This is a genomic window from Paraburkholderia oxyphila NBRC 105797 (assembly GCF_000685075.1).
Taxonomy (GTDB): domain Bacteria; phylum Pseudomonadota; class Gammaproteobacteria; order Burkholderiales; family Burkholderiaceae; genus Paraburkholderia; species Paraburkholderia oxyphila.
In genome coordinates this window covers 24,570-43,498 of the sequence record NZ_BAYD01000088.1, presented here as the reverse complement: position 1 = coordinate 43,498, position 18,929 = coordinate 24,570, and the positions used below count along the sequence as shown (strand labels likewise).

Genomic DNA, 18,929 nt, shown 5'->3' with positions numbered 1-18,929 from the left:
CGAAAACAAGTTAAGGCCAACGCGCCCGAGAACCACAAAAAAGCACATCTCAAAGACGCTTTAACGGGGGGAGGGGACGCGCCCGCCACCGTACATTGAGCAAACGTCGGCACGACCACCTCGCTGCAGCGCAGTAAATCAGCAGACCCGGCCCGCGTGAAGCAGCAAGGGCGCCCCATCCCACCTGGCGCGCTTGCCGCGCCGATCAGCGCTAGAATGTTCCGGTCCACTTTCTCGCGCGAGCCCTCGCATGAAAGTCGCCCTTTTTGTTCCGTGCTTCATCGACGCGTTCTATCCCGAGGTCGGGATCGCCACGCTCGAATTGCTGGAGCGCCTCGGCTGCGAGGTCGACTATCCGCTCGATCAGGCCTGCTGCGGCCAGCCCATGGCCAACAGCGGCGCGCGGGCCGAAGCAGCCGGTGCGGAGCGCGTATTCGCGCGCGCCTTCGAAGGCTACGACTTTATCGTCGGCCCCTCGGCGAGCTGCGTAAACCACGTGCGCGATCATTTCACCGCCATCGAGCAGACCGAAGCCGTCCGCCACGTCCGCGCCCATACCTTCGAGCTCGTGGAGTTCCTGCACGACGTGCTGCGCGTGCGCGAATTTCCGTGGGCCGAATTCCCCTGGCGCGTGGGCCTGCACAACAGTTGCAGCGCGCTGCGCCATCTCCATGAGGCCTCGATCTCCGAGGTGCCGGGCAAGCCCTTTTCGAAGCCACTCGCGTTGCTGCAGGGCGTGAAGGGCATCGAATTCGTGCAGCCGAAGCGCCCCGACGAATGCTGCGGCTTTGGCGGCACGTTCGCGGTGACCGAAGAAGCGGTTTCCGTACGCATGGGGCAGGACAAGGTCGTCGACCATGTGAGCGCGGGCGCGCAATACATCGTCTCGGGCGACATGTCATGCCTCATGCATCAGCAGGGCTGCGCGGAGCGCATGCAGTCCGATGTGCGCTTCATCCATATTGCTCAGGTGCTCAACGGAGCGCGCGAATGAGTACGCCAAAGTCACCCGATGATCGCCCGAAGCGGGTCGAGCACGCGAAGCTCGCGGGCGCCTTTCTTTCGCGTCCCGAGCATGTCGATTTCCACGACAAACGGCTCTGGGACCTGCGCATGAAGCGTGATGCCCAGGCGCATGCGATTGCCGAATGGGAGACGCTGCGCGAGCTCGCGTCGGCCATCAAGGCGCACACGCTCTCGCACCTGTCCGAGTATCTCGACCAGTTCTCACGCGCCGCCGAGGCGAATGGCGTGCAGGTGCACTGGGCCGATACGGCGGGCGAGCACAACGAGACGGTCGCCCGCATCCTGAGCGAGCGCGGCATCACGGCGCTCGTGAAGAGCAAGTCGATGCTCACCGACGAGTGCGAGATGCGCGCGTACCTCGAGCAGCACGGCATCGCGGTGATGGAAACCGATCTCGGCGAGCGCATCCAGCAACTCGACCGGCAGCCGCCGAGCCATATCGTCGTGCCCGCGGTGCACAAGCTGCGCGACGACGTGGCCGAAGTATTCGGCCGCACGATAGGCACCGACCCGTCCAACAACGACATCCACTATCTCGCCGAGCGCCAGCGCATGAATACGCGTCCGTGGTTCGTGCGCGAGAAGACGGCGGGCATGACGGGCTGCAACTTCGCAGTGGCCGAGACCGGCACGGTGGTGGTCTGCACCAACGAAGGCAATGCGGATCTCTCGGCCAACGTGCCGCCCGTGCACATCGTCTCGATGGGCATCGAGAAGCTGATTCCGCGCATCTCCGATCTGGGCGTGTTCATCCGCATGCTCTCGCGCAGCGCGCTGGGTTCGCCGATCACGCAATACACCTCGCATTTCCGCGCGCCGCGCGAGGGCGCCGAGATGCACTTCATCCTCGTCGACAACGGCCGCAGCGCGCGGCTTGCAATGCCGGACTTCTGGTACTCGCTCAAATGCATCCGCTGCGGCGCGTGCATGAATACCTGCCCGGTCTACCGGCGCAGCGGCGGCCTTTCGTATGGCAGCACCTATGCGGGGCCGATTGGCGCGATCATGAACCCGACCTTCGACCTGAAGCGCTTTAGCGCCTTGCCGTTCGCGTCCACGCTCAACGGCAGCTGCACGAACGTATGCCCCGTGAAGATCAACATTCACGAGCAGATCTATCAGTGGCGCGAGGTGATCGCCGCGCAGCACGAAGTGCCGTTCGTGAAGCAGGAAGTGCTCAAGATGGCGGGGCGGCTGCTCGGGAGTCCGAAGATGTATCGAGCGGCCGTGGCGTCGCTCGACGGTGCGCTGCGGCGCCTGCCCAATTTCGTGCTCTACAACCCGCTCAATATCTGGGGCCGGCAGCGCACGCTGCCGCACGTACCGTCCACGACCTTTCATGCGTGGTACCGCAAGAACCGCAAAGACGGCAAAGGTGGCAAAGGCAGCAAGGGAGGCGGCGATGGCGAGTCGTGAAGCGTTCCTCGCGCGCGTGCGCGCCGCGCAGCCCGCAGCCGAGGCGCTGCCGGAGGTGCCCCTGTTCGACACGCCGCCCGGCGACTTGCGTGCGCGCTTTGGCGCCGCACTCGCGCTGATGGGCGGGAAAGAGGAGCAGGCCGAATCGGGCGAGGCCGTGCTCGCGCTGATACGCGAGCGCTTCGGCGCGCAGGCCTCGATCGCGTCGGCGGCCCCCGAGGTGCAGGGCACGCGTGCGCTCGACACGGCCACGCCGCCCGTGTCGCTCGAAGACGTGGAGGTGGGCGTCGTGCGGGCGCGCTTCGGCGTGGCGGAAACGGGCTCGGTGTGGCTTTCCGAGCGCGAGTACGTGGTGAATGCGCTGGGCTACCTCGTGCAGCATCTCTACGTGCTGCTCGATCCGGGCGAACTCGTGGCGGGTCTTCAGGATGCCTACCGGCGCGACGATTTTCGCGGCGCGCGCTATGCGGCGCTGGTGACGGGGCCCTCCGCGACGGCCGATATCGAGGGCGTGCTCATACAGGGCGCGCAAGGGGTGAGATCGCTGACCGTGGTATGGATGGCGGCGCGCTGAAATCGTCGCGCGGATAACAATGATCATCCACGTTCTACTCCTGAGCGGCTTTTTGCTGGCGAGCATCGCCGTGGTGCAGGCCGTGAGCCTGCGCTTCGCGCTCTCCGAATCGGTGCTGCTGGCCGCTTGGGGCTTCGCGCTTGGCGGCATCTATCTCGTGAGTGGCGAGGCCTGGCCGCAACTGGCCACTAGCGTCTTCACGCCGGCGCTCGCGCCGCGCTTGCCGCCCGAAGCCTATTTGTGGATCTTCCTGCCACTCTTGCTGTTTCAGGCCGCGCTGAGCGTGAACGTGCGCGAAATGCTCGGCGACGCCGCGCCCATTCTGCTGCTTGCCGTAGTGGCTGTCTTCGTTGCCACGGCGATGGTGGGGGGCGCGATCGGCCTGACCGGCCTTGGCCCGCTCACCGATGGCCTGCTGCTGGGCGCGATGATCGCGACCACGGACCCCTCCGCCGTGCTCGCCGTGTTCCGCGAAGTGGGCGCGCCCGAGCGTCTCGTGCGCCTCGTGGAAGGCGAGAGCCTGCTCAACGACGCGGCCGCCATCGCCATTGCGACCGTGCTGATCGCCGCTATCACCGGCGACACCGCCGCCGCAACGGGCGGCGCCGCGCTGCGCACGCTCGCCATCGAATTGCTCGGCGGCCTGGCGGTGGGCGCGCTGGCCGGGCGCGCGTTCGCGTATCTGCTGCCGGCGCTCGGCGGAGAGGGCAAGGCCGAGATCTCGCTGAGTTTTGCGCTGCCGTATCCGCTCTATCTGTTCGCCGATCAAACGCTCCATGTCTCCGGCGTGGTCGCGGTGGTGGCGGCGGGGCTCGTCATCAGCGGGCTTGGCCGCACGCGGCTTTCACCCGTGAACTGGCAGCATCTGCAGCTGATCTGGGAGCAGGTGGCGGCCATGGCGGGCGCGGCCATCTTCTTGCTCGCGGCCATGCAGATTCCGGCCACGCTGCGCGACGCGCACTGGCTCGATCTCATCGCGCTTGTGGTCGTGGTGGTGACGGCGCTGGTGGCACGCCTCGTCGTGGCGTTCGGCATGCTGCCGCTCTTGAGCCGCCTGAAGCTCACCGAGCCCGTAAGCGCCGCGTACAAGCTCGTGATCGCATGGGGCGGGCTGCGCGGCGCGGTCACGCTCGTGCTCGCGCTCGGCCTCGCGCGCAACGAGGCGTTGCCCGAGACCACGCGCCGCTTCGTGGCCATCCTCGCCACCGGCTTCGTGCTCGTGAGCCTGATCGTGAACGGCTCGTCGCTCAAGCTGCTCATCAAGCGGCTCAAGCTCGATCTGCTTTCGCCGCAGGAGGAAGCGCTGCAGCAGCAGGCGGTGCGGCTGTCTTCGCTGGGCGTGTCCGAGCAGGTGCATCTGGCGGCGCGCACCTTCCGCATACCCGAGTCGATCGCCGACGATGCCTGCAACAGCTTCAGGCACAGCATCGACCTGAGCGCGACGGCCTTCGATATCGAGGCGGCGCTCACCGAGCGCGAGCGCCTTGCCATCGGGCTCGCCACGCTCGCGAGCAAGGAGCGCGACCTGATTCCCCGGTACGGCAGCGGCATCATCACGATCCGCAATCTCGACGCCATGATGCGCAACACCGACGCGATGATCGAGGCCGCCCGCGAAAGCGGGCGCATCGGCTACCAGCGCGCGGCGGCGAAGATACTCGCCGAGACGCCGGGGCTGCGCGTCGCGCGCTTCGTGGCGCGCTGGCTGCATATCAACCAGCCGTACGCGGACGCGCTCGCCGATCAGTTCGAACTCCTGATGTGCCGCCGCGTGGTGCTGCACGAGCTGCTGGAATTCGCCGATGCGAGTCTCACGCCGCTGCTGGGCGAGCGGTTGGCCAAATTGCTCCGCACGATACTCAAGAGTCGCATCGAGAAGGCCGAGCGCGGGCTGGACAACGTGCGGCGCTGCTTTGGCGGGAACGGTGCGGACGTGCTCGAGCGCCGCATGATGCTGCTCTACGCGCTGCGCGAGGGACGCGCGCGCGTGGTGGCGATGTATGAGGACCGCTCGATTTCGAAGGAGATTTACGATTCGATCCGCCGCGAACTGGACGCGGCATGGAAGCGGGCGGTGCCGCGCGCGCATCCGGACTTGCTGCTAGGGAAAGGTGCGGATGCGCACGCGGTGGATGCTGGCGAGCCGGACATATTCGCTGAGACTGGCGCGGACGCTCACATCAACGCCCAGACAACGCAAGTAGCGCCGACGCCCGAATTGCACGGCACGGCGGCGCCCGTCTCGGCGGCAGCACGCGGCGAGACTCCCGATACCGCCGATAGCGCCGCAAACGAAGCACAGCGTGGTGCTGCGCCATGACTGAAATCGAGAGCGCACTGCTGGTGTTCGTACTGCTGCTGGGCGGCACGGGGCTCGGCTTACTGCTCAAGCCGTTGCTGCCCGAAGAGCATCGCAAGCATGAAACGGTGCAGCTCGTGCAACTGGTGCTCGGCATGCTCGTGACGTTCGCGGCGCTGGTGCTGAGCTTGCTGATCGCGTCCGCGAAGACGAGCTACGACACGGCCACCGACGACATGCGCGCCTACTCGGCGGACCTGATTCAGCTCGACGATCGCCTGCGCGACTACGGTCCCGATGCCGCCGCCGCGCGCGCCGCCCTGCGCAGCTACACCGCGGCGGCCGTTGCCTCCACGTGGCCACAGGAGACCCCGCCGCCCGGCGACTACTATCCGCGCGTGCAACCCGCGACCGACGGCGAAATCGAAAGCGAGACGCTCGGCGCGCTGCTCAATACGGTCGGCCAACAGATCGGCCGTTTCGAGCCGCGTGACCGCTATCAGGCCGCGCTCGCGGCGCGCCTGACCGATCTGTTCGGGCGCGTGCGCGATGCGCGCTGGCGCCTGATCGAAGAGGCGCACGCCACCATCTCGCCGCCCTTCTTCGCGATGCTCACCTTGTGGCTCATGCTGATCTTCCTGAGCTTCGGCCTGATCGCGCCGCATAACGCGCTCGCCTTGGTGATGATCGTGCTGGGTGCGGTGTCGATTTCGTCGACGGTGTATGTGATCGTCGATTTCGACACGCCGTTTACGGGGGAGATCGTGATTCCGAGTGAATCCATGCGCGACGCGCTCGCGCATATGAACCGCCCGCTCGTGCCGCAGGTGCAGCAGCCGTGACGCGTGGGCTGCCGCTGGTGCCATCGCGTGGCTTTGCATCACGCCTTCGCATCGTGTCGCTTCGAGCTACGCGGTACGCTAGACTCGCTCTTCGATTCGAGCATGGAAAAGGAGGTGCCCGATGCTGCGCAAGACCCTCAACGCGTCGCGGCTGCAGGAGGAGGTGAAGCGCCGGATTCACCGGCTCCAGGAAGTCGTGGACGACGGCGTGAAGATCGGCGTGCCGCGTCCACAACTGCAGACCCCCGATCGCACGGGCTGCAACTGGACGATGCGCAATTTCGGCAACGCGGCGGGGTTCGAGGCGAGCATCGCCGGTGTGCTCGCGCAGGTGCAGGCGGAGTACAACCTCGCGGCGTCTGGCGAGGAGGAGAGCGAGGCGCCGCGCGCGCCAGTTGACGATCCGTTTGGCGGGACGCACGCGCCGGCGAGCGTTGATCCGTTCGGTGAACCCAAGCCCGCGCCGGCAGCGAATCCGTTCGGCGAGGTCAAGCCGTCCGACGCCTCGAAGGCGGGCGATGATCCATTCGGTACGCCTTCGTCCGGGAAGGAAAGCACCACTGAACCGGCGCCGCGCAAGCGCCCTGCGAACCCGTTCGGCGACGATTGACGCCGCCTCACGCGCCGCTTTTGACGCTACCTCTCAGGCTGCCTGCTACCTGAGTTCGCGGCGTTCAGCTTTCCTCAGCCGCCTTGCGCGGGCGGCGTGCACGCGCCGTTGACTTCTTCGGCGCTTTTGCTTTCTTCCTGGCGGGCTCGTGGTCCGCGTCGGCTTCGGGCGCGGGCTGCTCCGTCACCTCGCGCGGCTCCGCATCGGCTTCCTGCGCTGCCGGCTGGGCGGCCTTCTTGCGCGCGGTGCTCTTGCGCGATGCGGTCTTGCGTGCGCGCCGTGGTGCTTCAGGCGCTTCGGCTGCCTCAGGGGCATCAGGCGCTTGACGTGCCGCGGCTGGCGTCTCGACGGCCGTGCTTTCTTGCGCGCCGCCCGGCGGCTGTCCGAAGAGCGGCATGTCGTCTGCGTGCCGCGCGTCGTCGTGCCCGTGCGCGTGTTCACGCGCGCGCTCGCGTGCGTGCGCGCCATGCGATTGCTTCTCGGCGGCCTCGGTGAAGAGGTCGCCGTTCGACATCGCCGCGCTGGCCTCGGACTCGCGCGTGTGCTCGAATTCGAACGACACATGCGCCTCGGCCGTTTCCTGCATTTCGCGTGTTTCGCGCGTGTCGCTCGCTTCGCGCGCCTGCTCGTGCCCATTCTCGCCCGCCGCAGCCGCGCCGCGGCCACCGCGCCGGCCCTTGCGTCGCGAGCGCGACTCGTCCGCACGCGGCGCCGGGGCTTCTTCGGCCGGGCTCGCGCTCGCCGTGCTCGCCGGCTGGCTCGTGCGCGTCACGTAGGTGCCCGACTTCTCGTCGCGGCCCACTTCGAGCAGGCCGCGCGCCTGCGCTTCGTCGAGCAGGTTGCCGAATGCGCGGAAGCCGTAGCGCGCCTCGTTGAAATCGGGCCGCCGCCGCTTGATGGCGCTCTTGAGCACCGAGGCCCAGATCTTGCCGCTGTCGCCGCGTTCGTAGCCGAGCGCGTCGAGCGTCTCGACCACTAGCGTGATCGCCTTGGACTTGCGTTCCTCGCCGCGCTCCTCGGCGTTCTCGGCGGCGCTTTCGGCGGTGTTGCGCCGATCGTCGCCGGCCTGGCGCTTCGCGTTCGCGCCGCTTTCGCCGCGGGCCCTGGCGCGCTCCTTTTGCTCGCGCGCGAGCTCGCGCACGAGGTCGTCGTAGAAGATGAACTCGTCGCAGTTCGCGACGAGCAGGTCCGAGGTCGAATGCTTCACGCCCACGCCGATCACCTTCTTGGCGTTTTCGCGCAGCTTGGAGACGAGCGGCGAGAAGTCGGAGTCGCCGCTCACGATCACGAAGGTGTCCACGTGCGACTTCGTATAGCAGAGGTCGAGCGCGTCCACGACGAGGCGGATGTCGGCGGAATTCTTGCCCGACTGGCGCACGTGCGGAATCTCGATGAGCTCGAAGCTCGCTTCGTGCATCGACGCCTTGAAGCCCTTGTAGCGGTCCCAGTCGCAATAGGCCTTCTTCACGACAATGCTGCCCTTGAGCAAGAGCCGCTCGAGCACGGGCTTGATATCGAAGCGGTCGATCTTCGCGTCGCGCACGCCGAGCGCGACGTTCTCGAAGTCGCAGAACACCGCCATGCTGACGTTTTCCTGGGGGGAGGCCATGTGATTCGTTCGTTCCATCTACAGTTCGAACGCACATGATAGCCCCTCGGCGTGACACCGGCGGAAAACCCAGCCAGCCGCCACGCATGCGCACATAACGGCGCTCACATGCCGTCCATCTCTGGAGGGCGCTGGTCAGGCCATGCGGTTGTGTGCGCGCACATAGTTCATTTGGACGATGCAGGCGTTTTAACGGGAGATCAGCATCGTTTTTCACGCGTTCGTCACATACGCTGCCTAATCTTCGCGGCTCCAAACCACGTGCATGCAGCGCGTGCTCACAAAGAATCCCACAACAACTCCACAAAACAGAGGACATCCATGGCTTTACGTTTCCGGGGCAAGCTCTGGGCGCTTTACGCGTCCGTTTTTGCTGCGCTTTTCGCGGCGCTCTTCGTGAGCGCCTGCGGTTCCTCCTCAACGCCGGCCGCGACCGGCCAGCAGCAAATCCGCCACGTATTCGTCATCACGCTCGAAAACGAGAACTACGCGAGCACCTTCGGCTCCAGCTCGAAGGCGCCGTATCTGTCCCAGACCCTGGCTTCGCAGGGGGCGGTCGTGCAGAACTACTACGGCACGGGCCACGTGAGCCTCGACAACTACATCGCCATGGTGAGCGGCCAGGCGCCCACGCCGCAAACCGATAACGACTGCTCGGACTATGAGGACTACAACCTGACCGGGATGACCTCCGATGGTCAGGCGATCGGCACGGGCTGCGTGTTCCCGGCGAGCATCAAGACACTGCCCGATCAGTTGAAGGCGGCGGGCTACACGTGGAAGGGCTACGCGGAGGACATGGGCAACGACCCGGCGCGCGAAGCCGCCACCTGCGGCCACCCGGCCCTGAACACCGCGGATCAGACGCAGCGCGCCGAAGCGCCGAGCGCGGCCGTGCCGGAGGGCGACCAGTACGCGACGCGCCACAATCCGTTCATGTACTTCCACTCGATCATCGACTCGTCCGACTGCGGGACGAACGTGGTGAACCTGAACCATCTGCAAAACGATCTGCAATTGATCGCGACCACGGCCAACTTCAACTTCATCACGCCGAACCTGTGCGACGACGGCCACGACTCGCCGTGCGTGAACGGCCAGCCGGGCGGCCTCACGAGCGCCAACGCGTTCCTGCAAAAGTGGGTGCCCATTATCACGGCCTCGCCTGCGTTCAAGCAGGACGGACTCCTGATCATCAATTTCGATGAGAGCAGCTACGCGAGTCAGACGCTGAACACGAGCACGAAGCCGGCCACGCTGACGCTGACCTATGCGGGCGACACCTGCTGCAGCGAACAGCCGGGGCCTAACCTCGCGGCGTTCCCGCAGTCGCAGGCATACGGCTCGGTGTCGGCCAGCGCGATTCCGGGTCTGCCGGCAGCGCTCGGCGACATCTCGCTCGTCCTGGCGAAGTCGAACTACGGCGGGGACCAGACGGGCGCCGTGATGATCTCGAGGTTCATCAAGCCGGGCACGGTCTCGACGGTGCCGTACAACCACTACTCGATGCTCAAGAGCATCGAGGACATCTTCGGCCTCAGTCATCTCGGCTATGCGGGGCAGACCGGGCTCGTGGGCTTCGGCAACGACATCTTCACGAACCTGTAAGCCTATGACCGACCGTTGTTTCGTGACCGGGGCCGCGACCCGGGCGGCGCGCCGCGTCGTCAAGGCTGCGCGCTCCATACCCGCTCGCGCCGCTATGGCGGCGGTAGCGGCCGGCATGGCCATCGTGGCATCGAGCGCGCCGCAGATGGCCGAGGCGCAGGCCACGCGCATCCCCTCTCCGGCGGCGGCCCCGCAGACCGCGGCAAAGCCCGTCTTCAGCGACACGGCTGCGCTCGGCAAGCTGCTGTTCTACGATCCGTCGCTCTCGGCCTCGGGGCGCATGTCGTGCGCGAGCTGCCACAGCCCCGCGCATGCCTACGGGCCGCCGAACGGCCTCGCCGCGCAGCTCGGCGGCGCCGATCTGCGTTCGCAGGGCACACGCGCCGTGCCGACGCTGCGCTACGTGCTCGACCGCACGCCCATCTGGACGCATGTGCAGGCGGCCAGCCTCGGCGAGCGCTTCGAGGACGACAACTCGCCCGCGGGCGGTTTCGGCTGGGACGGGCGCTTTAACCGCCTGCGCGACCAGGCCACGTTTCCGCTCTTCAATCCCGGCGAGATGGCGAACCGCGACGCGGCTTCGGTTGTCACGAAGCTTGCGGGCGCACCGTACGCGGCACGCTTCAAGCAGGTCTTCGGCGAGACGGTATTCGACTCGCCGCAAGTGGCGTTGCGCGAGGCAATGACGGCAATCGAGCGTTACGAGCTCGAAGAGCCCGACTTTCACCCGTACACGAGCAAGTTCGATTATTACCTCGACGGCAAGGCGCAACTCACCGCGAGCGAGCGGCGCGGCAAGAAGCTCTTCGACGATCCGAACGGCGGCAATTGCGCGTCCTGCCATATCGACCAGCCCGGCGCGAACGGCGCGCATCCGCTCTTCACCGATTTCCAGTTCGAGGCGCTCGGCGTGCCGCGCAATCCCGAGCTGCGGGTCAATCGCGATCCGGCGTACTACGACGAGGGGCTATGCGGGCCGTTGCGCCACGACCTCACCAAGGACCAGACGATGTGCGGCCTCTTCAAGACGCCCACGCTGCGCAATGTGGCGACGCGCCAGGTGTTCTTCCACAATGGCCGCTTCCATACGTTGCGCGACGCGCTGCGCTTCTACGTCGAACGCGATACGAACCCGGAGAAGTGGTATCCGCGTGACGCCCACGGCCAGGTCGTGAAGTTCGACGACTTGCCGCCGGCCTTGCGCCGCAACGTCGACACCATCGATGCGCCGCTGACCAGCAAACCCGGTGACAAGCCCGTCTGGAACGCGCGCGACATTGACGATGTGATCGCCTTCCTGAAGACGCTCGACGACGGCTACCGGCCCGGCGCGCAGCCGCCGCACGGGCCGTGATCCCGCTGCTTCACGCCGCCCGCGTGGCCGGCGGCGTGAAGCCGAGCAGGGCGCTCGCGGCAGCCGCTTCGCGGCGCAGCGCGTCGGCCACGGGGCTCTCGGGCGACGCGTCGAAGCCGCCGGTTGCGCCGAGCGCCGTGAGCACGGCACAGATCCGGCCGGTGTGATCGAAGAGCGGCACGGACACGGCGCTGATGCCCTTGAGGTTCGTGTCCTTCACGCTCGCGCAGCGGTGCGCTTCGATTTCGGCCTGCACCGCGCGGCGCAATCTTTCGACTGGGGCGGGGGCGTGCGTTTCGTTGTCCGTATCGTCCCGCGCTTTATCCGGTTCGAGCAGTGCGCGCAACGCAGGGGCCGAATGCCTGAATTCTTCCTGCGCCAGCGCGAGCACGCGCGAGTCGTCGAGCAGCCCGAGAAAGACGCGGCCCGTGGACGACCACAGCAGCGACATCACCGACCCCACACGCACGTTCACCGTGACCGGCAGACCCGGCTCCTCGAAGCGCACGATCGTGGGTCCCATATTGCCCATCACCGCGACGAACGAGGTCACCTCCAGCGCCTCGCGCAACCGCACGAGCGCGGGCTCGGCCGCGCGCACGGGATCGGCCTGGCGCATCGCCGCCACGCCGATCATCATGGCTTCGGCGCCGAGCAGATACTGCTGTGTTGCGCTGTCTTGCGCGACGAGCCCTTCCTCGATGAGACTCACCAGATAGCGGTGCACCTTGGCGGGACTCTCGCCCACGTAGCCCGCGAGCCCCGAGAGGCTTGCGCGGCCGCCCAGGCGCGCGAGGCCCTTGAGCACGGCCATGCCGGTTTGCGCGGACTGCACGCGCTGGCGGCGCTCGCGCGTCGCTGCGCCGGCGGGCGCGGGTGTTATGGATGCGGCTTTTTTAATCATTCAGCGATCCTGGTGACGCCGCCCCGCCATACGCGTGACGGCATGCGTGGAGGTTAACCCCTATCTTTACGTTACGCAATGCGTACTAGAGTTACGCAAAACGATATCGGCGCAACGTTGCAGGAGGCAGCACCATGAGCGAGACACCCGGCGATACCGCTGCGCCGCCGCCGGATTTCCGGCCCCAAAATGCGGCGGCAGGGCGTTGCCCCGTTCCCCACGGGGCTCACGCGGCCCCGGCCGCCGCCGCGCGCTGCCCGGTAAGCGCGAACGCTGCAGCCTTCGACCCGTTCAGCGACGGCTACCAGCAGGACCCGCCCGAATACGTGCGCTGGGCGCGCGAGCAGGAGCCCGTGTTCTACAGCCCGCAGCTCGGCTACTGGGTGGTCACGCGCTACGACGACATCAAGGCGATCTTCCGCGACAACCTCACGTTCTCGCCCTCCATCGCGCTCGAAAAGATCACGCCAACCGGGCACGAAGCCAACGCGGTGCTCGAGTCGTACGGCTACGCCATGAACCGCACGCTCGTGAACGAAGACGAGCCGGCGCACATGCCGCGTCGCCGCGTGCTGATGGAGCCGTTCACGCCCGAACATCTGAAGCGCCACGAACCGATGGTGCGGCGCCTCACGCGCGAATACGTCGACCGTTTCATCGATTCGGGCCGCGCCGATCTCGTCGACGAAATCCTCTGGGAAGTGCCGCTCACGGTGGCGCTGCATTTTCTCGGCGTGCCCGAGGAAGACATGGACATGCTGCGCCGCTACTCGATCGCGCACACGGTCAACACCTGGGGCCGCCCGCGCCCTGAAGAGCAGGTGGCGGTGGCGCACGCGGTGGGCAACTTCTGGCAGTTCGCGGGCAAGGTGCTCGAGAAGATGCGCCAGAATCCCGAGGGCCCCGGCTGGATGCAATACGGCATCCGCAAGCAGCAGGCGCATCCCGAGGTCGTCACGGATTCCTATCTGCATTCGATGATGATGGCGGGCATCGTGGCGGCGCACGAGACCACGGCGAACGCCACGGCCAACGCGATGAAGCTGCTGCTGCAGCATCCGCGCGTGTGGCGCGAGCTCTGCGAAGACCCGAGCCTGATACCGAACGCGGTGGAGGAGTGCCTGCGCCACAACGGCTCGATCGCGGCGTGGCGGCGTCTGGCGACGAAAGATGTACAGTTCGGCGGCATCGACATTCCGGCGGGCTCGAAGCTCCTGATCGTGACGTCGTCGGCGAATCACGACGAGCAGCATTTCGCCGACGCCGACTTGTTCGATATCCGGCGGGAGAATGCGAGCGACCACGTCACGTTCGGCTATGGCGCGCACCAGTGCATGGGCAAGAACCTCGCGCGCATGGAGATGCAGATTTTTCTCGAGGAATTCACGCGCCGGCTGCCGCATATGCGTCTGGCCGGTCAGCAGTTTACTTACGTGCCCAATACGTCGTTTCGGGGTCCGGAGCATCTTTGGGTGGAATGGGACCCCGCGCAGAACCCCGAGCGCACGAATCGTGCGTTGCTGGGCGCGCGCTCGCCGGTGCGCATCGGCGAGCCGTCGTCGCATGCCTTGAGCCGCCCGGTGGTGGTCGAGCGCGTGGAGACCGTGGCGGAGGGCATCGTGCGGCTGCGTCTGGCCGCATCCGAGGGCGCGACGTTGCCGCGCTGGGCGCCCGGTGCGCATATCGACGTGGAATGCGGCACTGAGTTCGGCATAGCCGCCGACGAATTGGGCAAAAGCGGCCATGAAGGGCTGTCGCGCCAGTATTCGCTGTGCGGCGACCCCGCCGACACGGGCGCGTTCGAAATCGCCGTGTTGCGCGAAACGCGGAGCCGCGGCGGTTCCGCGTGGATTCACGACGCGCTGCGCGAGGGCATGCGTCTGAGGATCCGTGGGCCGCGCAATCATTTCCGGCTTGACGAGACGCGCGAGGCGGGGCACCGCGCCATTTTCATCGCGGGCGGCATCGGTATTACGCCGATCAGCGCGATGGCGCGCCGCGCGCGCGAACTCGGCATCGACTACGTGTTGCACTACAGCGGCCGATCGCGCCGGACCATGGCGTTCGTCGACGAATTGGCGCAGTTGCATGGCGAACGGCTGCATCTCTACGCCTCCGATGAAAGCACGCGCAACGACTTCGGCGCGCTGCGCGTGGACGAGCACACGCGCGTTTACGCGTGCGGCCCGGCGCGCATGCTCGACGCGCTCGAGGCCGCGAGCGCTGCGTGGCCCGCAGACGCTTTGCGCATGGAGCACTTCGCCGCGAGCGCCGGCAAGCTCGATCCGGCGAACGAGCACGCCTTCGAGGTCGAGCTCAAGGATTCGGGCGTCGTGCTCGAGGTGGGCGCGGACCAGACCGTGCTCGAGGCCCTGCGCCGCGCAAATATCGACGTGCAGAGCGACTGCGAGGAAGGCCTGTGCGGCTCGTGCGAAGTGCGCGTGCTGGCGGGCGAGATCGATCATCGCGATGTCGTGCTCACGCGCGCCGAACGCGAGGCGCAGACCCGCATGATGACCTGCTGCTCGCGCGCACGCGGCAAACGGCTGATACTGGAGCTTTAGGGCGTGAGCGCGAGCGTACCGGGTCCCGAGCACGAATATTACGTTTTGCTGACGATATCGCGGCTGCTGGCAGGAGCCGCAAGCAGGATGAACATCGGGGCTATTGCCGACTTCCGGCCAGACGAATGCCGGCTTCTTTGAAAACGAATTGTTGGCTGCGCGCCGCTCCACCACACTGAGAACTGTCGCGAGGCGGCGCGTGCACGCGTGCCGTGAGAGAACCGAGAGAGCAAAGACAGGAGGCGAAGGTGGTGACAGGCGTGGCGCGGGCGGCGCGCAAGATCAGCGACATCGCGCGGCACTGGGCGCAGGCGGCGCCCGAGGCCACGGCGATACGCGAAGAGGGCCGCGAGACCGGCTTCGGCCAGCTCTGGCGCAACGTGGAGGCGGCGCAGCGCTTTTTGCGCGCGCAGGGCGTGGGCACCGGCGACCGCGTGATGGTCGTGGCCGAGAACTGCTCGGCCGTTATCACCTTGCTGTTCGCGCTTTCGGAAATCGGCGCGTGGCCGGCCATCGTCAACGCGCGGCTCTCGGAGCGCGAGATCGAGACGATCCGCGCGCATTGCGGGCCGCGGCTGATCCTCTTCACGCATGCGGCTTCGCCCGACGCGCTGCGTCACGGCGTGCGCCAGCGCGCGAAAGAAATCGCGCCAGAGGGGCTCGGCCCGCTGATGATGGCGGACCCCGACCCGCAAGCCGTGAGCGAGCCCGATGCGCTTGCCCACGAAGTGGCGCTCCTCATCTACACCTCGGGCACGACGGGCCAGCCCAAGGGCGTGATGGCCACGCATCGCGGGCTGCTGCATTTCGCGCATGTGTCCGCCACTTCCCGCGACATGACGGCCGCCGACTGCGCCTATGCGGTCATGCCGATGTCGCACATTTTCGGCCTTGCCACGCTGCTGCTCGCCACCTTCGAGGCGGGCGCGAGCCTGTATCTGGCCACGCGCTTCTCGGCGGAAGAGGTGGTGAAGGCGTTGCGCGCCTCGGAAATCTCCATCCTGCAGGGCGTGCCCACGATGTTCACGCGGATCGTCGCGTGGGCGCGCGAGCATGGCGGCGCGGTGCAGGCGCCGCGCCTGCGCTATCTCTACACGGGCGGCGGCCCGCTCGATCCCACGCTCAAGCAGCAAGTGGAAGCGCTCTTCGGCATGCCGCTGCATCACGGCTACGGCATGACCGAGTACGCGGGCTCGCTCTTCATCACGCGCATGGACCGGCCGCGCAAGGACACGTCCTCGGGCGAGATCGTCGAAGGCGCGGAACTGCGCATTGTGGGCCCCGACGGCCGCGAAGTCGCGCAGGGCGAGGCGGGCGAGCTATGGGTGCGTGGCCCCGGTGTCATGCATGGCTATTATCGCGAGCCCGCGCTCACGGCTGAAGCGATCGACGCCGATGGGTGGCTCAAGACCGGCGACCTCGGGCGGCTCGAAGCCGATGGCGCGCTCTTTATCGTCGGGCGCTCGAAGGACCTCATCATCCGCTCGGGCTTCAACGTCTACCCCATCGAAGTGGAGTCGGTCATCAACACCTGGGAGGCCGTGCGCCTCTCAGCCGTGGTGGGCCGCACCGATGCCGAAGGCAACGAGGAAGTCGTGGCCTTCGTGGAGCCCAAAGAGGGCGCGACGCTCGATATCGAGGCGCTGCAGCGCTATATCGGCGAGCGGCTTTCGCCTTACAAGCGGCCCGTGCAGATCGTGCCCATCGACATGATTCCCACCACCGCGAGCGGCAAGCTCCAAAAGCAGCCGCTGCGCGAGCTGGCTGCGCGCCGCCGCTAGCGCGTCGTTCCAATTCGAAGCGGCGCGCTTTTGTCCGGAGCTTTGACCGGAACGAGGCGCTGCCGAACTCAACTCATAAGGGATGCCAATAATGATTCGCGACCAGGAAACGATGAACGTGCTGCTCGATAACGTCGCGCGCTTCGTGCGCGAGCGCCTCGTGCCGAACGAGGAGCGCGTGGCGGAAACCGACGAGATTCCCGCCGACATCGTGAACGACATGAAATCGATGGGCCTGTTCGGCCTCACGATTCCGGAGGCCTACGGCGGCCTCGACCTGACGATGGAAGAAGAAGTGCTCGTGATGTTCGAGCTCGGCAAGACTTCGCCCGCGTTTCGCTCGATCATCGGCACGACGGTGGGTATCGGCTCGCAGGGCATCGTGATCGACGGCACCGAGGAGCAAAAGTCAACTTGGCTGCCGAAGCTCGCAACCGGCGAGGTCATCGCGAGCTTCGCGCTCACGGAGCCGGGCTCGGGCTCCGATGCGGCCTCGCTCAAGACGCGCGCCGAGCGCCACGGCGACCACTACGTCGTGAACGGCACCAAGCGCTTCATCACCAATGCGCCGCAGGCGGGCATGTTTACGCTGATGGCGCGCACCAATCCCGACGAGCCGCGCGCGGGCGGCATCACGGCCTTCATCGTCGATGCGAAGACGCCCGGCATCAGCTTCGGCAAGCGCGACCGCAAGATGGGCCAGAAGGGCGCGCATACCTGCGACGTGATCTTCGAGGACGTGAAGGTGCCGGCCGGGAATATTATCGGCGGCAAGGAGGGCGTGGGCTTCAAGACCGCGATGAAAGTGCTCGACAAGGGCCGCATCCATATCGCCGCGATCTGCGTGGCGGTGGCGCAGCGCATGCTCGACGACGCCTTGCGCTATGCGATGGAACGCGAGCAATTCGGCCAGCCGATCGGCGAATTCCAGCTCGTGCAGGCCATGCTCGCGGACAGCCAGGCCGAACTCTATGCCGCGCGCTGCATGGTGCTCGACGCGGCGCGCCGCCGCGACGAAGGCAGGAACGTGAGCACCGAGGCCGCATGCGCGAAGCTCTTCGCCTCGGAGATGTGCGGCCGCGTGGCCGACCGCGCGGTGCAGATTTTCGGCGGCGCGGGCTATATGGCCGACTACGGCATCGAGCGCTTCTATCGCGACGTGCGCCTGTTCCGCATCTACGAAGGCACGAGCCAGATTCAGCAGATCGTCATCGCGCGCAACATGATGCGCGACGCGCAAGCGCTTTGATTCGCGAAGGCGGCGGCGCGAGGTTCGCCGCCGCTCTTTCGCGGATTCAGCCCCGAAATAGCGGGCAAAACGGGAGATTCATTCAAGCCGGCCGATGCCGTCGGCCACCAGCAGATCGACGAGCTTGCGCGCGAAGAGGGGCAGCGCCTCCCGCTCGGCCACGCAGATCTGCAGCTTGCGCACGGCCCACTCGTTGGTGAACGGCACGATCTTGAGCGCCATGGTCTGCGCGTGGCGGCGCGCGGTGCCCTCGGGCAGCACGCCGATGCCGATGTTCGCTTCAATCATGCGGCACGCGGCCTCGAAGTTGCTGACCTGAATGCGCCAACGGATGGTGCGCTGCAAGTCCGAAGAGGCGCGCTTGAGAAAGGCATAGATTGCACTGTCGTCGGGCGGGCCCACGAAGTCGTAGTCGAGCGTCTGGGCGAAGTCGATCTCGCTCGCCTGCGCGAGCGGGTGCGAGAGCGCGGTCGCGAGCACGAGACGGTCGCGCCGGTAGGGCATGACTTCGAGCCCCTCGGTGCGCACGTCGCCGGCCACGATGCCGATATCGATGGTGCCGTCCTGCACGGCGCGCACGATGTCGGGGCTCAACCGCTCGTGGATATCCACGTACACATCCGGATGATTGATGAGGTAGGTGCGCAGCACGGCGGGCAGGAACTCGCTCATGGCCGTGGTGTTCGCGAACACGCGCACATGCCCCTTCACGCCCTGCGAGTACTCCTGCAGGTCGCCCCGCAATTGCTCCAGTTGCTTGAGCACGCGCCGCGCATGCGCGAGCAGCGTCTCGCCGGGCGCCGTGAGCGTCACCCCCTGGCTCGTGCGCGAGAGCAGTTTCACGCCGACTTGCTCTTCGAGATTCTTGATGCGCGTGCTGGCCGCGGGCAGCGAGAGATGCGCGCGTTCCGCGCCGCGCGTGAGGCTGCTGGCCTCTGCCACGTGCGTGAAGAGCTTCAGGTCGACAAGATCGAAATGCATGGTTTCGCCCAGTAGTGCCTTGGTGCTTGGGTGACCGCGGGGCCGGCGCCGCCACTGTCAACGTTCGTTCGAACGAGATTGTGCGAGCAGCGCACAAGCGGCAAGACTCTGC

Annotated in this window: 13 protein-coding genes and 1 pseudogene; 11 read left to right on the top strand and 3 right to left on the bottom strand. The window is 66.7% G+C overall.

The genetic code is table 11. The features are described from left to right. The first annotated feature begins 250 nt into the window (after positions 1-250). From BO1_RS36345 to BO1_RS54180, 6 genes and pseudogenes are all read left to right on the top strand, one after another. Entirely contained in the window at positions 251-994 is a 744-nt protein-coding gene (locus BO1_RS36345; RefSeq protein ID WP_028221775.1) for a (Fe-S)-binding protein, read from the top strand. Beyond that, entirely contained in the window at positions 991-2,442 is a 1,452-nt protein-coding gene (locus BO1_RS54190; protein ID WP_043288022.1) for a lactate utilization protein B, read from the top strand. The genes BO1_RS36345 and BO1_RS54190 overlap by 4 nt, the downstream gene beginning before the upstream one ends. Continuing rightward, positions 2,429-3,016, top strand: coding sequence for a LutC/YkgG family protein (locus BO1_RS36335; protein WP_028221774.1), 588 nt, complete (start codon positions 2,429-2,431; stop codon positions 3,014-3,016). Before BO1_RS54190 ends, BO1_RS36335 begins: the two co-directional genes overlap by 14 nt. Before the next feature lie 19 nt (positions 3,017-3,035). Beyond that, positions 3,036-5,336: a cation:proton antiporter gene (locus BO1_RS54185; protein ID WP_063744739.1), complete on the top strand. Its 2,301-nt coding sequence runs from the start codon at positions 3,036-3,038 to the stop codon at positions 5,334-5,336. Further along, positions 5,333-6,157: a bestrophin-like domain gene (locus BO1_RS36325; RefSeq protein ID WP_028221773.1), complete on the top strand. Its 825-nt coding sequence runs from the start codon at positions 5,333-5,335 to the stop codon at positions 6,155-6,157. The genes BO1_RS54185 and BO1_RS36325 overlap by 4 nt, the downstream gene beginning before the upstream one ends. Positions 6,158-6,278: 121 nt before the next feature. Beyond that, positions 6,279-6,512 (top strand): annotated as a pseudogene (locus tag BO1_RS54180) (hypothetical protein); the annotation flags it as partial. Positions 6,513-6,831: 319 nt separating this feature from the next. Here the strand turns inward: BO1_RS54180 and BO1_RS36315 are convergent. Then, on the bottom strand, positions 6,832-8,376 hold the full coding sequence (locus tag BO1_RS36315; protein WP_052409722.1) for an NYN domain-containing protein: 1,545 nt from the start codon (positions 8,374-8,376) through the stop codon (positions 6,832-6,834). Positions 8,377-8,697: 321 nt separating this feature from the next. Here BO1_RS36315 and BO1_RS36310 point away from each other — a divergent pair, with 321 nt between their 5' ends. Both BO1_RS36310 and BO1_RS36305 read left to right on the top strand, forming a co-directional pair. After that, positions 8,698-9,984 (top strand): alkaline phosphatase family protein, encoded by a 1,287-nt coding sequence (locus BO1_RS36310; protein WP_028221771.1) that lies wholly within the window; start codon positions 8,698-8,700, stop codon positions 9,982-9,984. 145 nt (positions 9,985-10,129) lie between these two features. Beyond that, on the top strand, positions 10,130-11,338 hold the full coding sequence (locus BO1_RS36305) for a cytochrome-c peroxidase (protein WP_407670045.1): 1,209 nt from the start codon (positions 10,130-10,132) through the stop codon (positions 11,336-11,338). A 10-nt stretch (positions 11,339-11,348) separates the two neighbouring features. On the opposite strand, the gene BO1_RS36300 is transcribed toward BO1_RS36305, so the two are convergent. Continuing rightward, positions 11,349-12,242 carry an IclR family transcriptional regulator gene (locus BO1_RS36300; protein WP_028221769.1) on the bottom strand — a complete coding sequence of 298 codons (894 nt, stop codon included), beginning with the start codon at positions 12,240-12,242 and terminating at the stop codon, positions 11,349-11,351. A 134-nt stretch (positions 12,243-12,376) separates the two neighbouring features. Between BO1_RS36300 and BO1_RS36295 the strand changes: the two genes are divergently transcribed. From BO1_RS36295 to BO1_RS36285, 3 genes are all read left to right on the top strand, one after another. Continuing rightward, entirely contained in the window at positions 12,377-14,806 is a 2,430-nt protein-coding gene (locus BO1_RS36295; RefSeq protein ID WP_028221768.1) for a cytochrome P450/oxidoreductase, read from the top strand. A 251-nt stretch (positions 14,807-15,057) separates the two neighbouring features. Next, complete coding sequence (locus BO1_RS36290; RefSeq protein ID WP_084688482.1) at positions 15,058-16,587, top strand: class I adenylate-forming enzyme family protein; 1,530 nt, start codon at positions 15,058-15,060, stop codon at positions 16,585-16,587. Between the two features lie 91 nt (positions 16,588-16,678). Beyond that, the gene (locus tag BO1_RS36285; RefSeq protein WP_028221766.1) at positions 16,679-17,836 is read left to right on the top strand and encodes an acyl-CoA dehydrogenase family protein; all 1,158 of its coding nucleotides are present in this window, start codon (positions 16,679-16,681) and stop codon (positions 17,834-17,836) included. Positions 17,837-17,914: 78 nt separating this feature from the next. On the opposite strand, the gene BO1_RS36280 is transcribed toward BO1_RS36285, so the two are convergent. Further along, positions 17,915-18,817, bottom strand: coding sequence for a LysR substrate-binding domain-containing protein (locus BO1_RS36280; RefSeq protein WP_028221765.1), 903 nt, complete (start codon positions 18,815-18,817; stop codon positions 17,915-17,917). Positions 18,818-18,929 lie beyond the last annotated feature (112 nt).

What these genes read in the sequence shown, in the direction of transcription:
- BO1_RS54190 (WP_043288022.1), top strand. Translation starts at nt 991, where the DNA reads ATGAGTACGCCAAAGTCACCCGATGATCGCCCGAAGCGGGTCGAGCAC.
- BO1_RS36335 (WP_028221774.1), top strand. Translation starts at nt 2,429, where the DNA reads ATGGCGAGTCGTGAAGCGTTCCTCGCGCGCGTGCGCGCCGCGCAGCCC.
- BO1_RS36305 (WP_407670045.1), top strand. Translation starts at nt 10,130, where the DNA reads ATGGCCGAGGCGCAGGCCACGCGCATCCCCTCTCCGGCGGCGGCCCCG.
- BO1_RS36300 (WP_028221769.1), bottom strand. Translation starts at nt 12,242, where the DNA reads ATGATTAAAAAAGCCGCATCCATAACACCCGCGCCCGCCGGCGCAGCG.
- BO1_RS36280 (WP_028221765.1), bottom strand. Translation starts at nt 18,817, where the DNA reads ATGCATTTCGATCTTGTCGACCTGAAGCTCTTCACGCACGTGGCAGAG.
- BO1_RS36315 (WP_052409722.1), bottom strand. Translation starts at nt 8,376, where the DNA reads ATGGCCTCCCCCCAGGAAAACGTCAGCATGGCGGTGTTCTGCGACTTC.
- BO1_RS54185 (WP_063744739.1), top strand. Translation starts at nt 3,036, where the DNA reads ATGATCATCCACGTTCTACTCCTGAGCGGCTTTTTGCTGGCGAGCATC.
- BO1_RS36345 (WP_028221775.1), top strand. Translation starts at nt 251, where the DNA reads ATGAAAGTCGCCCTTTTTGTTCCGTGCTTCATCGACGCGTTCTATCCC.
- BO1_RS36295 (WP_028221768.1), top strand. Translation starts at nt 12,377, where the DNA reads ATGAGCGAGACACCCGGCGATACCGCTGCGCCGCCGCCGGATTTCCGG.
- BO1_RS36310 (WP_028221771.1), top strand. Translation starts at nt 8,698, where the DNA reads ATGGCTTTACGTTTCCGGGGCAAGCTCTGGGCGCTTTACGCGTCCGTT.
- BO1_RS36325 (WP_028221773.1), top strand. Translation starts at nt 5,333, where the DNA reads ATGACTGAAATCGAGAGCGCACTGCTGGTGTTCGTACTGCTGCTGGGC.
- BO1_RS36285 (WP_028221766.1), top strand. Translation starts at nt 16,679, where the DNA reads ATGATTCGCGACCAGGAAACGATGAACGTGCTGCTCGATAACGTCGCG.